This is a genomic window from Streptomyces iranensis (assembly GCF_017874715.1).
Classification (GTDB): Bacteria; Actinomycetota; Actinomycetes; order Streptomycetales; family Streptomycetaceae; genus Streptomyces; species Streptomyces iranensis.
Genome location: NZ_JAGGLR010000008.1, coordinates 175,820 through 189,875 on the forward strand (window position 1 = coordinate 175,820; position 14,056 = coordinate 189,875).

The following is a 14,056-nucleotide window of genomic DNA, read 5'->3' on the forward strand; positions in this document are numbered from 1 at the left end:
TCCTGAGCCAGAACGTCGGTTCTAGTGTACCGGCGCGTTCCGCGGGGTGAACCACTCACCGGGGGGCGTGACCAGGGGAGTGATCCCGAGTTCCCGCGCGCGCTTCTCGAAACGCTCTACCGCCCGCGGAGTCTCGATGTAGATCGGGGGCTTGTGCAGCGTGCCGTAATGAATGGGGACCGCGACGCGGGCGCCCAGGATGTGGGCCGCCACCGCGGCCTCCTCCGGCAGCATGACGGCGTTGAAGGGGCTCGGTGGCTGGAGGTGGGGGAGTTCGACGATCGGTCCGTTGATGGGCACGAAGGCGATGTCCACCGGACCGAACCGGCGTGCGATCGACCACCACTGACCATGAAAGATGGTGTCTCCGCCATGGAAGACGCGGACGCCGTCACATTCGACGACCCAGCAGAGCTGCGGATCTCCCAGCCCGTCGACGGAGGGCCCCGCGCCGATACGGAACGGGCCGACGCCGCGTTCCTCCCACGGCTGGAGAGCCTCGGCCGCGATGCCGTGCTCGCGGAACGCGGCCTCCGCTTCGCAGGTCCATTTGAGGTCGTCACCCTCCCCGGTGACCGGCTCGGGCCGGTACACGGGCGCACCGTCGGCGAGCGCCTTCCGGATGGCGACCGGATCGGCGTGGTCGGAATGCAGGTGTGTCACCAACGCCGCGGCCGTTTCCCCGGGGCGGGACGCCGGGGGGAACTTCTCGTCCGAGAACAGCGGTGAGGCGTCCCCGAGGAGGTCGATGACCAGCGTCTGGCCGGAATGTTCGAGCTCCACGCCCGCCCAGCCCAATCGTCGCAATCGCACAGCGGCTCCTTCGCGGTCCGGTCTGATCGGGCATGCGCGCAGAACGGGCACACCTGCCCAGAACGATCGTTCTTAGAACGCTCGTTCCGACTGTAGCAGAACGACCGTTCTTGGCGTTGGGCGAAAGAAGTCGACGCGTGGTGCCCGAGAACCGCCGGGTCCTCGCCGAACCGGCGAGCCCGGCAACAGGCCGGGGACCTTACGAGAAGCGGGCCATGGCCGTCATCGTCGGCCGCAGATTCCGTACCGCGGGCAGCCACCGCATCAGCGGCGCCAGCGCCCCGTAGTAGAACCCCCGCCCGCGCGGCGGCGGCACCTCGCGCACGTCCGTGATCGCCGGATGGGCCGTCCGCACCTTCGGCAGCTCACCCGCGTCCATGCCCCACGGCATGGGCGGCGGGCTGTAGCCCCGCGCGGTGCGCATCTCGCCGCGCATCGTCCGGGCGCTGAACCAGCGCGGCACCGCGTCGAAGACCAGCGCCCCGCCCCGGAACCGCTCGGCGCACCCCGCGATCAGGTCCTTCACCTCGGTCGGCCGCAGATACATCAGCAGCCCCTGCGCGGTGATCAGCACTCCGCGCGCCGGATCGACCTCGTCCCGCCAGGACAGGTCGAGCGCCGAGCGGGCGAGGGTGCGCCGCCGCTCCTCGTCCGGCAGCAGCGCCCGCCGCACCTCGGCGGTCTCCGGCAGCTCCACGCACAGCCAGCGCGCCCGCCCGTTGTCCACCCGCCAGAACTGCGTCTCCAGACCCTCGGCGAGCGTGACGACCGTGCCGTCCGGATGCTCGTCGAGGAAGGCCCGTACGGCGGTGTCGAAGGTGCGGACCCGCAGCGCCTGGCCCTGGGCCAGCAGCGGGCTGGGCGCCCCGAAGGTCTCCTCGAAGGGGTAGTCGACGCGGTCGACCAGTTCCACGGCCTTGGGGTCGTCCAGCACGGTCCGCGCCCGGCGGGCCTCGGCGGCCCGCATATAGAGGTTCCACAGCAGGGTCTCGGGCACCTCGCTCAGTTCGACGCGCCGACCGCCCTCGCCGTCCCTCGTGCGGTCCCCGTCCCCGTCCCTGTTCCCGTCTCTGTTCCCGTCCGGTCCGGCGTCCGCCATGGCGTCGTCACTCCTCGCACGCGCGTCCCTCGGCGTTTCCCCCACCGCCTCCATCGCCTCCACCGCCATTCAACCTCACCCGGTCCCTCATCCGGAACGGCGAACGCCCCGGCCCCCGGACGAATCCGGGACCGGGGCGTTCAGGCGGTACGGCGGTCCTTCAACCCGCCTCGGCCGGAACCGGGCCGATCGCCCGGCCCGCCCACTCGGGGGCCTTCTCGAGCAGATCCGTCAGCCGCTCCCGCACCTCATCGGGGAACGGAGCCGAGCGGCTCTCCTTCTGGTCGATGTGGAGCGCGAGCAGCTCGGTCGTGGCCACGGGGGCGCCGTCCGGCTCGCCCACATGCATCTCGTGGGTGAACCGGACCTTCTTCCCGTCCACGCCGATGACGCGCGTACGGATGGTGAGTTCGGCGCCCTCCTCGACCTCGCTCAGATACCGGATGTGCGACTCCACGGTGTAGAGGGAGCAGCCGGTCTTGGCGCGGTAGGCGGAGTCGAGGCCGGTCTCCACCATCATCTCGTCGGTGCTGTGGCCGAAGACGAGGACGTAGAACGCCTCGCTCATATGGCCGTTGTAGTCGATCCACTCGGGACGTACGGTCTGCCGGTAGTCGGGGAGCGTGCTGCTCACTTCTCGTCTCCCATGGTGCTGGGGGTATGTGCGATGCCGTCCGTCCCCTCGGTGCGCTGCCGCGGCAGACGGCCAGTCGCCCGCAGGACGTCTATGACGCCCTGGTCCCGCTCCGCGACGAGCTGCGCGATGGTACGGCTGCCCGCCGCCTCGTCACAGCCGTCGACCATGGCCGCACGCAGCGTGTCGTCCAGCTCAGGCGCCTCGAGACGGGTCCACGGAGACTTCAACGAGGGTCCGAAGTGGTCGAGCATATGTCCCATGCCTCCGTCGCCGCCCGCCAGGGCGAACGTGAGGCACGGACCCATGAACGCCCACCGCAGTCCGGGCCCCTCGGTGATGGAGTCGTCGATCTCCTTCACCGTGGCCTCACCGTTGGCCACCATGTGCAGCGCCTCCCGCCACAGCGCCTCCTGGAGCCGGTTGGCGATGAAGCCGGGCAGCTCGCGCTCCATGGTGATCACGGACTTGCCCGCCACCTCGTAGAAGCGCGAGGCCCACTCGACCGCCGCGGCGTCCGTCCGCTTCCCGCCGACGACCTCGACCAGCGGAATGAGATACGGCGGGTTGAAGGGGTGGCCGACGACGAGGCGGTCGGGGCCGGCGGCCTCGGTCTGCATATCGGTCATCGGATAGCCGGAGGTGGAGGACGCGATGACGACGCCGGGCGGGGCCGCCGCGTCCAGCTGGGCCAGCAGCGACCGCTTGAGCTCCAGCTTCTCCGGGGCGCTCTCCTGGACGAACTGCGCGTCGGCCACGGCCTCCGCCAGGGTCGCGGTGACGGTCAGCCGGTCGGGGGAGGCGCCGTCGGCGAGGCCGATCTGCTCCAGGGCGGGCCAGGCGGCCGCCACCAGACGGCGCAGCTTCTCCTCGGCGTCGGGGGCCGGGTCCCAGGCGGTGACGTCGTAGCCGCGGGCCAGGAAGTGGGCGACCCAGCCGCCGCCGATGACTCCGGCGCCGACGCAGGCGACACGGCGTACCTCTTCGGGGGCGCAGGGGGATGAGGGCATGGCGGTCCTAAGGGTGTGAGGGGGTGTGAGAGGGGGGAGGAAGAGAGCGGAGCCGTGGGGGGATTACGCGCGGGGCTTGAGGCCCAGCCGCTGCCGCGCCTCGTCCGGCGTGGCGACAGTCGCGCCCAGCAGCTCCGTGACCTGGACCGCGCGCTCGACGAGCTGGCCGTTGGTGGCCTTGACGCCCCGGCTGAGGTAGAGGTTGTCCTCAAGGCCGACCCGTACGTTCCCGCCGAGCAGGATGGACTGCGCCACCCACGGCATCTGCATCCGGCCCAGCGCGAAGCTGGCCCACTGGGCGCCCTCGGGCAGCATGTTGACCATCGACGCGAGCACGCCCGGATCGGCCGGGGCGCCCCACGGGATGCCCATGCACAGCTGGAAGACGGTCGGGTCGTCCAGCAGGCCCTCGGCCAGCAGCTGCTTGGCGAACCACAGCTGCCCGGTGTCGAAGATCTCCAGCTCGGGGCGTACGCCCAGCTCCTGGATGCGCTTGGCGCCGGTGCGCAGCATGTCGGGGGTGGAGACGTAGAGGTTGCTGCCGTCGCCGAAGTTGAGCGAGCCGCAGTCCAGGGTGCAGATGTCGGGGAGCAGGTCCTCGACGTGGGGAAGCCGGTCGAGGCCGCTGACCAGGTCGGTGCCGGGGAGGTGGGTGAGCGGGTTCTCCGGGTCGATGACCAGGTCGCCGCCCATGCCCGCGGTGAGGTTGATGACGACGTCGGTGCCGGTCTCCTTGACCCGCTCCACGACCTCGCGGTAGAGCCGCGGATCGCGGGCGGGGGCGCCGGTCTCGGGGTCGCGTACGTGGATGTGGACCACGGCCGCCCCGGCCTCCGCGGCCTCGACGGCGGAGCGGGCTATCTGCTCGGGGGTGACGGGGACATGGGGGCTGCGGCCCACGGTGTCACCGGCGCCGGTCAGGGCACAGGTGATGATGACGCTGTCGTTCATGGGCATGGGCTTCTCTCCCTCTCTTGCGGTGCACCGCACTCTTGTGGTGCCTCGGCTACGGTCCGGGCCGGTCGGCCGGTCCGGCCGCGTCGGCGCCGGAGCGCCGTGCGGTCAATTCGGTGTCCACGTACGCGTTGCAGGCGATGTCCATGGCCTCGGCGCTCGTACCGCCCGCACCGGGCCCGGTGGCCAGCACCTGGATGGCGAGTCCGTCGATCAGCGCGGTCAGGCGCAGCGCGCTGAACTCCGGGTCGACAGTGCGGAAGACCCCCTGCTCGATCCCGCGCCGGATCACCTCGGCCACGGTCCGCCGCCACTGCTGGTAGAAGTCGGCGTGCAGCCGCCCGATGGCCGTGGACCGCGCGGCCTCGGCCCACAGGTCCATCCACACCAGCCACTGCTGCCGCTGCCGCTCGGTGTACGGCGCCTGCAGCGCGATCAGCTGCCGCAGCTCCTCGCGCGCGTCGTCGGCCGCGGCGATCCGGGTGGCGCGGCGCGCGGTGTCCTCGTCCATGCACCAGCGCACGGCGGCCTCGAGCAGCTCGGCGCGGCCCGGGAAGTGGTAGTGGATGGTGGCGGTGCTGGTGTCGCAGGCGGCGGCGATGTCGGCGACGCGTACGGCGTGGAAGCCGCGCTCGGCGATGAGCCGGACCGTCTCCCGCACGATCTGCAGCGGCCGTCCGCTGCCGGGGGGCGCGGTGGGGGCGGGCGGCCGCGGCGCCCCGGCCGCCCTGCCGGCCGCACCGCCGTACGCTCCCTCGGCTCCGCTGTCCGCTCCGTCGGCTCCGCCGTCCGCTCCGTCGGCCGTCGTGGTGCCCAGCAGCCATCCGGCGTCCACGTTTCCGGCGTCGGCGATCCGCGCCAGCTCGGCCACGGTGAAGCGCCGGCTCCCGCTGAGCGAACGCGAGAGCTTGGACGGGTCCATCACGACCCGCCGCGCGAATTCGCGCTGGGTACAACCGGCTTCGCCGATCACCTGACGTACGCGTTCCGCCACGTCGAACTGTTGCCGCATGACCGACACGGTACGGATGCGTTGAGATAAACGCAATGAATGTGGCAGTGGTGTGCCCGATTCCTCCCTAAATTCATGGGAATTTCACCCGGAAATTGCGATGCGAGCTGACTGATGCATCAGTTGTGCCCGATGATGTTCGAACACTTCCGACTATGCTCACCGGGCGTGAGGACAGGAGAGATCGGGTGACATCGGATGGGGACGACGTACGGCTTATCGGCGGCCGTTACCAGCTGGGCAACCGGCTGGGGCGAGGCGGCATGGGCACGGTCTGGCGCGCTTACGACCAGATGCTGGAGCGCGAGGTCGCTGCCAAGGAGCTGAACGTCGCGAGCGACGACCACGAGTACCACCGACGGCTGCGCCGGGCGCTGAGAGAGGCGCGTACCGTCGCCCGGGTGCACCACCCGCATGTGGTGGGCGTCCATGACCTGGTCGAACACGACGGCCGGCTGTGGATCGTGATGGAGCTGATCGACGGCCCCAACCTGGCCCGCCGGATCGCGGACGACGGCCCCCTCACCCCCGGCCACACCGCCGCCATCGGGCTGCAGCTGCTCGGCGCGCTGGAGGCCGTGCACGCCGCCGGGGCGCTGCACCGCGACGTCAAGCCCGCCAACGTCCTGCTGCGCCGGGACGGCAGCGCCGTCCTCACCGACTTCGGCATCGCCGCCCTGGAAGACGACGAGTCGCTCACCTCCACCGGTGAACTCCTCGGCTCCATCGGCTACATGGCGCCCGAGCGGCTGACCGCGGAGGAGGCCGGCCCGCCGTCGGACCTGTGGTCGCTGGGCGCGACCCTGTCCGCGGTCGCCTCCGGCGTAGCGCCCTTCCAGCGCTCCACGGGGGCCGCCGCGCTGCACGCGGTCACCTTCGCGGACCCGGACATCCCGGAACGGGTCGGTTCCCTGCGGCCCGTCGTCGAGGCCCTGCTGAACAAGTCACCGGACCAGCGCCCGTCCTCGGCCACGGTCGGCGCCGCGCTGCGGCGCCTGGCGGACGGGGTGGAAGACCCGGGCCCGCTGCCTCCGGCGGGCACTCCGGGCCACTTCCCGGAGCCCCCCACGGACGTGGTGGCCACCCCCGCGGACGTGACGGACTCCCCGACGCTGACCGCGACCCCCGCGGCGACCGCACCCCACACCCTGACCGGCGCCCCCGCACCGACCGCACCCCACACCCGCACCGGATCGCCCACCCTCGGCGGGACCCCCGCCCTGGACCGGGAACCGACCGTCATCGACCAGACGGCCGGATCGCCACCCCCTCGCCCCCGCGGCCGGGGCCGGGCCCGGACCTGGTGGTGGACGGCGGGCGCGGCCCTCGCGGTGGCGGCCCTCGCCACCGGCCTCTTCTTCACCTTCGGCCCCCCGTCCGACAACGACGGCGACGCGGCGCAGCCTCCCGCCACCTCCACCAGCAAGGTGACCGTGGAAGCGGCCCGCGGCTGGCAGTCCGCGACGAGCACCCCGGTCCAGAAGGGCGACAAGGTGTCGGTCCGCTACACCAGCGGCACCTGGACCGTGGACTCCGCCCACCTCCCCCTCGTCGGCCCGGCCGGTCACACCGCCGCCGACGACCAATCCCTCCGCTTCGCCTGGCAGGACTGCAAGGTGGACTCGGCGGTCACCTTCGGCGCCCTCCTGGGCCGCTTCCCCGGAAACCCCGACAACCCCCATGCCGTACACCGCGACTGGCAATTCCAGGCCACCCGCGCGGGCACCCTGCAACTCCGTGCCAACGACCGCGAGGGCTGCCTCGACGACAACAAGGGAGCCGTCACCGTCACCGTGCAGATCACCCACTGACCGCGCGGCGCGGCGCGCCCCGTGCGCGCGGTGCCGTGAAAAACGTGGGCGCCATGGGCAACGGACAGACTTCGTCGACGCGTCCTTCCGGGAGGTCCGCGCAGCAGCGCCTGGCGCACCGGCACGGACGCGGGCCACCGACCGCTGGCTGTCCTTCACCCGCCGGACCCCGGAGATCGAGGGCGTGGACATCCACCCCCATGTGTCCGCGCCGGAGAGGGTACAGCCCTACCTCGACTACATCCTGCCCCGCCTCCGCGACCGCACCGTGGAGCCGTCCGACGACGGCTCACCGGCCCACGACTACGGCTTCTTCGACGACTTCCGCGCCCTCCAGAGCCCACAGAGCTGATCTCATTCCGCGCAGGATGCGAGAGACTCCGTGCGATGAGTGGTTGTTGTGGCGCGGAGCTGGTGCTTGGCGGGATCGTCATGGCGGGGGCGTCCGTGCAGTGGCTGACGGGCATGGGGTTCGCGCTGATCGCGGTGCCCGCGCTCGTCCTGCTGCTCGGCCCGGCCGACGGCGTCGCCCTCGCCAACTGCGGGTCCGGCGCCATCTGCGCGCTGGGACTCATCGACGGCGGCTGGCGGCGGGTGCGGCTCACCGCGATGGTCCCTCTGGTGGCCGCCTCCGCCTGCACCGTCCCGGCCGGTACCTGGGTGGCCGCCCGCCTCCCCGAACCCGTCCTCCTGGCCGGTACGGGCACCCTGGTGAGCCTGGCCGTCCTGCTGGTGATGGCCGGTATGCGCGTCCCGGCCCTGAACGGCGTCAAAGGAGCCCTGACCGCCGGCGCCACCGGAGGCTTCATGAACGCGTCGGCCGGTGTGGGCGGCCCGCCGATATCCCTGTACGCGGTGAACGCGGGCTGGACGGTCCGCGAGTTCGTGCCCAACGCGCAGTTCTACGGAATCGTGGTGAACACGTTCTCCATCGCCGCCAACGGGGTCCCCCGACTCGGCCCGCCCCTATGGACCCTGGCGGCGGCAGGAATGACGGCGGGCGCCATCATCGGCAAGTCCCTCACCACCCGCGTCCCCGACCACGGAGCCCGCCTGCTCGTCCTGCTGCTGGCGCTGGCAGGCGGGCTGTCCACGCTGGCGAAGGGGGCATGGGAGCTCTGAGGGCCCTACCTTCGGTAGCCCGTCACCTCGCCGATCCAGCGCATGAAGTCACCCGGGTCCTGATTGGCCCCGTGCCGGCGTCCCAGCACATCAGGGCGTTGACGTCGTCACCGAGGTTCTCCAGGCCGGCGGCGAGGTTGCCGAGGACGCAGCGCGGCCTTCGCATGGGAGGACTTCCTCGCGCATGTGGGGCGGAAGAAGAACGTACCGGCCTTCGACTCCTGCGGCCTCTCCGCGCCGGAGAACAACCTCTTCGGCCGCGGAACCACCAAGGCCCGGCACTTCACGCCGTACAGCCTCCGCCACACGACCGGCGACGACAGCGCACGGCTCGACCGCGATCTGCCCCGGACGCTGGCCCTGATGAACCCGACGCAGACACCTCCCTCACGCCGGACCAGGTGATCCACGCGTTCTTGTCGAGGTAGGCGCTGCGCTCGGCGTCCGGCAGCGCCGTGAGGTGGCGGGTGGCGGCAGGCTGGAGGTAGGTCCGCAGGAGGTAGTCGTCGTAGGTGCGCGCGGTGAGGGGCCGAAGCCCCGCTTCCCCTGCGGCCGCAGGGACGCCTGGTAGTCGGCGAACGCGGCGCTCAGCCGCTTCGAGACGGTCTGGTCGACGACCTCGCCGGAGCTCAGCGCGCTGCCGCCGAACATCCACTCGTACGCCATGTCGGCGTGCTCGAGGTCGGCGATGGGACACCAGCCGCTGCCGGCGAAGATGGCGTCGCTCGCGTCGGCCGCGCCCAGCTCCCTCAGATACGGCTCGTACGACGGACTGTCGCCGGACACGCCGAGCAGGGCGGACAGGGCGCCTCCGGCGCTGGTGCCGGAGGAGACGATCCGGTCGGTGTTCCCCGGGACGCGGTACCGTACGGCGGCCTTGAGGTCGACGATGGCGGCGGGCGCCACGCCGTAGTACGTACCGTCCGGCGCGACGAGGTCACGGCCCCGCGCGCCTGGCTTCACCACGACGTAGCCCGAGGCGAGCCCCCAGTCGGCGTTGCTGACCATGCCGCCGGGTGCCCCGGGTCCGCCAGGGCCTCCTGGACCCCCGGGGCCGCTGTCGTCCGTCGCCGATGACGACAGATAGCCGCCTATCCGGTTGGCGAGGAGGATCGGGGCGTCGGTGGCGTCGACGGCCCTGCCGTCGATCTCGACGGGAACGCTGACGCTGAGGCTCTGGTACTTCGTGTCCACGGGCCTGGCGACATAGACGACGCCCTTGTACAGGCGGTACGTCACCTTCTTGGCGCCGTCGTCCGTGGACACGCTCTCCTCACATGGCGCGCTCTGCTGCCTCCTGGGTCGACGAGAACGTAAGGCGGTGACCGCAAAATCGTCAACGATTATGTTGATTTCATCGTGAACACCTAAGCCGTGCACAGGGAATTCATAGCCCCACCGACATTCAGGCGGAGCCATTCGCGTCACGCGGGAAGCGAATCCAGCCAGTCGACCAGCAGCCGGTTGATTTCCTCCGGGCGCTCCTGCTGGATCCAGTGGCCGCAGTCCTCGAGGATGTGCGAGCCGACGAGTCCGGGCAGCGTGCTCGGGTACGCCTTGATCGCATCGCCCATCCAGGCGGTCGAGGCGTCCAGGGCGCCGCCGACGAACAGCGACGGCTGGGTGATGGGCGCGCCGTCGTACTCGGCCAGGTCCTCCCAGTCCCGGTCCATGTTCCGGTAGCGGTTCAACCCTCCGCTCAGCCCGGTCCGCTCGAACTCACCGGCGTAGACATCGAGGTCCCCCTCGCTCAGCCAGGCGGGCAGCCGTCCGGCGGGGAACCGCTCGCGCAGCGTCCGGCCGGGCGTGACGAAGTGCGGGTCGGGCAGCTCGGGTCCGGGCATGGTGTCGCCGGACAGCGCTGCGCAGATCCCCGCGAGCCAGCCGCGCACATCCGGCTCGATCTCCGCCTCGGCCCGGCCCGGCTCCTGGAAGTAGGAGACGTAGAACTCCTCGTCCCCGCCGACCCCGGCGAAGGCCTCGGAGGGCCTGGGGCCGCCGCGCGGGGCGTACGGCACGCTCAGCATTCCGACGGCCCGGAACACATCCGGGCGCAGCAGGGCGGAATTGGCGGCGATGGGCGAGCCCCAGTCGTGCCCGATCACCACGGCGGACTCCTCGCCGAGCGCCTCCACCACGGCGACGTTGTCCGCCACCAGCTCCCGCATCCGGTAGGCGTCCACCGCCGCGGGCCTGGACGAGCGCCCGTACCCACGGACATCGAGGGCGGCCACCCGATACCCGGCCGCGGCCAGCGCGGGCAGCTGGTGGCGCCATGAGTACCAGGACTCCGGAAAGCCGTGGACGAGCAGCACCAGCGGGCCGGTGCCGCCCTGCTCCACGAGGTGGATCCGCCCGGCGGGTGAGGGCACCAGGCGGTGGGTGAGGTCGGTTGTGGGCGGTGTCTGCGGCATGGTTCCCTCCCGGGTCGCGCTGAACATTTCCGTGTGGCGGCCGATGGGTCCGAGCTTGCCGCTTCAAGGACGACTCTGACCGCACTTGTTGCCAGTTCGGCAAACCGATCCGGCCGCCCGCCGACGCACCAGATGTGCGGGTTCGGGGTGTTACTCCCAGAATTGATCGCACGGTGAGTCTTCTCGTGGAGGTGAGGGCCGTGGCGACGTACATCACGCTGCTGAACTGGACCGAGCAGGGAGTCCGTGCCTACAAGGACACCACCAAACGCACCGAGGACTTCGCCGCGGCACTGAACAAGCTCGGGGCCCGGCTCGTGGACATCTACTGGACGGACGGGCCGTACGACCTCGTGTGCATCGTCGAAGCCCCGGACGACGAGACCGCGACCGCGGCGTCGCTGCAGCTCGGCGCGTTGGGCAATGTCCGCACCACGACCCTGCGGGCCTTCGGGCGGGAGGATATGGGCCGCATCATCGCCAAGGCCGCCGGCTGACTGAGGCTGTCTGTTCCGTAAAGTTCAGCCAGACCCCGCGGGGTTCGGCGCCAACTCACAGGGAGCGGCGGCTGCACCGCCGCATGTGAAAGGGCGCCATGCTGACACGCAGGTTCCGTCGTCTTCTCCCGGCCGCCTGCGCACTCGCGTCCGCACTCACGCTGGCAGGCTGCGGCGGCGACGGGGAGAAGAGCGAGGACAACGACGCCTCCGCAAAGAACCGTCCCGCCGAAGTCCGTCTGGAGGAAGCGTGCGGCGGCGTATTCGACAAGGAGATCGCCGCCGAGGCGGCACGGTCGGGCGCCGACCGGGTCACTCCGGTGAAGTCCGAGAGCCCCGCCGAGGCCGCCGCGGGGCTGTCCAAGGAGACCACCTGGGGGACCGGCCACGACCTGTGCTTCCTGGAGAACGGGAGGGGCGACGAATTGATGTCCCTCGACGTCGCATGGGTCGCACACCGGGTCCCCGGTGGTGATTCAGTCCGCGCCACCGTGGGCAAGCCCATCGGCGGCAGCGCGGGGTCACTCGAGGTGCGCTGCGGGCTGAACGAGAGGCGGACCGGGGACAGGTACGCGCTTGAGTTCAAGCTGCGCGACGCCGTCACGGTAAGTGCTCACTCCCACGCGAAGCTGCTCATCGCCACGGCGAAGAAGGTCACGTCCGCCATGGCCTGCCAGGAGCAGCCCGAATACCCGGCCCCGGAATCCGTGGCACCAGCCCCCAGGCCGGACAAGTACGGCCGGGTGGCGCGCTGAGCCAGGCCCAGTGCCCCCGCGCGCCATTCGCACGTACCCGGCCCCCAGAAGGCGCTGCGTCGCTTCTGGGGGTGCCGGTAAGAACCGTGTCACCAGCCGCAAACGGCGTTTGGTTGTGCGATGGCGTAGGCGGGGCAGGCCCGGGTATGGCCGAGCCGGTGGCCCGGCCCGGAAGAACGCGGGCCAGGCCACCGAACCGACAACCAGGTGGTGCTACTTCGTGGCGGGGCCGGACAGCTCCTTGCCGAAGGCGGCGTCGTCCGCCGGGGAGCCGAGATCGCCCGGCCCGATGAGGGCGGAGCCCTCGGCGGTGAGCCCGTCGTCACCCGCGTACAGCAGGGCCACCGCGCCCGCGCCCTCGGTCCGGTTCGGGACCCCGACGGCCAGGTCGGGCTTGCCGTCGCCGTTGTAGTCGGCCGGCGAGACGGCGTCGCCGAACCAGTCGCCGCCCGCCATGTCGCCGGGGACGCCCTCGGTGTCGAGGGAGAAGGTCTGCGCGCCCGCGTCGGTCAGCCAGTCCTTGGTGCCCTTGAGCACGGTGATGGCACCGGCGTCGTTGTAGCCCCCGGGGGCCTCGGCGTCGGTGTCGCTGACGACGAGGTCGTCGTGGCCGTCGCCGTTGACGTCGGTGAGCTGGGAGGCGATGCCGTTCTGCGCCTTGCCCGTCCAGTTCACCGGATTGGCGGTGTCGAGCCCCTCGGCCGTGCCCGGGTACGTCCGCAGACGCGCGTCGTCCGGACCGTCCGTGAACCCGGTGTCCGTGACGACGTCGTCCTTGCCGTCGCCGTTGACGTCACCCACCACGGCCCGGTACGAGGCGAACGGCAGCGGTACGTCCTTGCCCAGCGATGTGCTCTTCAGCCCCCCGGACGAACCGGGCAGCACGCCGAGCGTGCCCTCGTCGGCGGGGTCGTCCTGGTAGGCGACGGTGACCAGGTCGGCGAAGCCGTCCCCGTTGATGTCGCCGGAGGACAGATGCTCGGTGCCCGCGCCGCCGCCGGGCGGGGTGACGCTGGACATCTTCGGGGTGGCCGTCTCGCGCAGGTTCGCCGCGCCGTTCACGACCTGGACCTCGGTGCCGTCGGAGATGGCGATGTCGTCGCGGCCGTCGTCGTTGTAGTCGCCCACGGCGATCCGGTCGCCGAACAGCGCGTAGGCGGTGGCCTTGGGCGCGTGGAAGGCGATGGCGTCGCTGGAGAGGCCGTCCTTCGAGCCGAAGACGACCGTGACCGAACCGGCCCGCTTGGCGTTGCCGATGGCCTCGTAGTTCGCGGCGACGATCAGGTCGCCGTACCCGTCCCCGTCCACATCGCCGCGCACCACGGCCGAGCCGAAGTGGTCCGAGGCCTCGGGCGTGCCGGGAATCCCCGGGCTGGCCTGCGTCAACGTGCCGTGCCGTCCGGTGTCGACCCCGGCCTTGGCCCCGTAGGTCACACCTACGTAGCCCGCCTTGGACTTCCCCGAAACGGTCCCGTCGGGCGCGCCGACACCGAGGTCGGCATAGCCGTCGCCGTCGATATCGCCTGGTGTGATCTTCCCTGCCGCGGCAGCCGTGGGGGAGGGCTGCTTCTCGTCGGTCCCGTCGCCGTTCGACACCACGGCGCCGGCCCCGGCGGCCACGGCGGCGGTCACGACGCAACCCACCGCAACGCCCACCACACCTCGGGTTCTATTGCGCACAAATCCTCCATGAGTAACGCATCGGTCGCCCTTGAGCCCCGACCGCCACCTGTCTCCCCCGGCGGCCGGAACGGAAAGGGTCATGGAAGGAGAGCCGTCGGAAAGCTGAACGGTTGCACAACCAAAGGAAAACGAGACAGGGTCGTGATCAACGCCAGGCACGGCCCAACTCTCCTGCGGAGCTGAGAACTTGAGGCCAAAGGTGGAGAAGCCGGACGCATTGCGGGCGGCCGCCGCTGCGCACGTCGACGGGAT

Annotated in this window: 13 protein-coding genes and 1 pseudogene; 5 read left to right on the top strand and 9 right to left on the bottom strand. The window is 71.2% G+C overall.

What is annotated here, in order from left to right; genetic code table 11:
• Positions 1-21: 21 nt before the first annotated feature.
• The 6 genes from J2Z30_RS16195 to J2Z30_RS16220 form a co-directional block, all read right to left on the bottom strand.
• Positions 22-813 carry an MBL fold metallo-hydrolase gene (locus tag J2Z30_RS16195; RefSeq protein WP_209468694.1) on the bottom strand — a complete coding sequence of 264 codons (792 nt, stop codon included), beginning with the start codon at positions 811-813 and terminating at the stop codon, positions 22-24.
• 199 nt (positions 814-1,012) lie between these two features.
• Positions 1,013-1,912, bottom strand: coding sequence for a class I SAM-dependent methyltransferase (locus J2Z30_RS16200; protein ID WP_245388054.1), 900 nt, complete (start codon positions 1,910-1,912; stop codon positions 1,013-1,015).
• A gap of 160 nt (positions 1,913-2,072) precedes the next feature.
• On the bottom strand, positions 2,073-2,546 hold the full coding sequence (locus J2Z30_RS16205; RefSeq protein ID WP_044571361.1) for a thioesterase family protein: 474 nt from the start codon (positions 2,544-2,546) through the stop codon (positions 2,073-2,075).
• Positions 2,543-3,556 carry a 3-hydroxyacyl-CoA dehydrogenase NAD-binding domain-containing protein gene (locus J2Z30_RS16210; RefSeq protein ID WP_044571359.1) on the bottom strand — a complete coding sequence of 338 codons (1,014 nt, stop codon included), beginning with the start codon at positions 3,554-3,556 and terminating at the stop codon, positions 2,543-2,545. The genes J2Z30_RS16205 and J2Z30_RS16210 overlap by 4 nt, the downstream gene beginning before the upstream one ends.
• A gap of 63 nt (positions 3,557-3,619) precedes the next feature.
• A complete protein-coding gene (locus J2Z30_RS16215) occupies positions 3,620-4,513 on the bottom strand; it encodes a beta-keto acid cleavage family enzyme (protein ID WP_044571358.1) in 894 nt (297 codons plus the stop codon).
• Positions 4,514-4,562: 49 nt separating this feature from the next.
• Complete coding sequence (locus J2Z30_RS16220) at positions 4,563-5,522, bottom strand: TetR/AcrR family transcriptional regulator (protein WP_044571356.1); 960 nt, start codon at positions 5,520-5,522, stop codon at positions 4,563-4,565.
• Positions 5,523-5,710: 188 nt separating this feature from the next.
• On the opposite strand from J2Z30_RS16220, the gene J2Z30_RS16225 reads away from it, so the two are divergent.
• The 3 genes from J2Z30_RS16225 (at position 5,711) to J2Z30_RS16235 (ending at position 8,455) form a co-directional block, all read left to right on the top strand.
• On the top strand, positions 5,711-7,333 hold the full coding sequence (locus J2Z30_RS16225; RefSeq protein ID WP_052701422.1) for a serine/threonine-protein kinase: 1,623 nt from the start codon (positions 5,711-5,713) through the stop codon (positions 7,331-7,333).
• Between the two features lie 184 nt (positions 7,334-7,517).
• Positions 7,518-7,685: a hypothetical protein gene (locus J2Z30_RS16230; protein WP_245388055.1), complete on the top strand. Its 168-nt coding sequence runs from the start codon at positions 7,518-7,520 to the stop codon at positions 7,683-7,685.
• 35 nt (positions 7,686-7,720) lie between these two features.
• Positions 7,721-8,455 (top strand): sulfite exporter TauE/SafE family protein, encoded by a 735-nt coding sequence (locus tag J2Z30_RS16235; RefSeq protein WP_044571353.1) that lies wholly within the window; start codon positions 7,721-7,723, stop codon positions 8,453-8,455.
• 5 nt (positions 8,456-8,460) lie between these two features.
• Here the strand turns inward: J2Z30_RS16235 and J2Z30_RS16245 are convergent.
• A pseudogene (locus tag J2Z30_RS16245) lies at positions 8,461-9,724 on the bottom strand (subtype B tannase); the annotation flags it as partial.
• Positions 9,725-9,879: 155 nt separating this feature from the next.
• Positions 9,880-10,869, bottom strand: coding sequence for an alpha/beta fold hydrolase (locus tag J2Z30_RS16250; protein WP_044581559.1), 990 nt, complete (start codon positions 10,867-10,869; stop codon positions 9,880-9,882).
• A gap of 200 nt (positions 10,870-11,069) precedes the next feature.
• Between J2Z30_RS16250 and J2Z30_RS16255 the strand changes: the two genes are divergently transcribed.
• The gene (locus tag J2Z30_RS16255) at positions 11,070-11,366 is read left to right on the top strand and encodes a GYD domain-containing protein (protein ID WP_044571352.1); all 297 of its coding nucleotides are present in this window, start codon (positions 11,070-11,072) and stop codon (positions 11,364-11,366) included.
• Positions 11,367-11,464: 98 nt separating this feature from the next.
• On the top strand, positions 11,465-12,121 hold the full coding sequence (locus J2Z30_RS16260) for a hypothetical protein (protein ID WP_044571349.1): 657 nt from the start codon (positions 11,465-11,467) through the stop codon (positions 12,119-12,121).
• Positions 12,122-12,334: 213 nt separating this feature from the next.
• Here J2Z30_RS16260 and J2Z30_RS16265 read toward each other — a convergent pair whose 3' ends face one another.
• Positions 12,335-13,753 (bottom strand): FG-GAP and VCBS repeat-containing protein, encoded by a 1,419-nt coding sequence (locus J2Z30_RS16265; RefSeq protein ID WP_308279939.1) that lies wholly within the window; start codon positions 13,751-13,753, stop codon positions 12,335-12,337.
• Positions 13,754-14,056: the final 303 nt, after the last annotated feature.

Excerpts from the sequence above, each read along its gene's own strand:
- J2Z30_RS16200 (WP_245388054.1), bottom strand. The coding sequence starts at position 1,912 with ATGGCGGACGCCGGACCGGACGGGAACAGAGACGGGAACAGGGACGGG.
- J2Z30_RS16210 (WP_044571359.1), bottom strand. The coding sequence starts at position 3,556 with ATGCCCTCATCCCCCTGCGCCCCCGAAGAGGTACGCCGTGTCGCCTGC.
- J2Z30_RS16215 (WP_044571358.1), bottom strand. The coding sequence starts at position 4,513 with ATGCCCATGAACGACAGCGTCATCATCACCTGTGCCCTGACCGGCGCC.
- J2Z30_RS16220 (WP_044571356.1), bottom strand. The coding sequence starts at position 5,522 with ATGCGGCAACAGTTCGACGTGGCGGAACGCGTACGTCAGGTGATCGGC.
- J2Z30_RS16235 (WP_044571353.1), top strand. The coding sequence starts at position 7,721 with ATGAGTGGTTGTTGTGGCGCGGAGCTGGTGCTTGGCGGGATCGTCATG.
- J2Z30_RS16250 (WP_044581559.1), bottom strand. The coding sequence starts at position 10,869 with ATGCCGCAGACACCGCCCACAACCGACCTCACCCACCGCCTGGTGCCC.
- J2Z30_RS16260 (WP_044571349.1), top strand. The coding sequence starts at position 11,465 with ATGCTGACACGCAGGTTCCGTCGTCTTCTCCCGGCCGCCTGCGCACTC.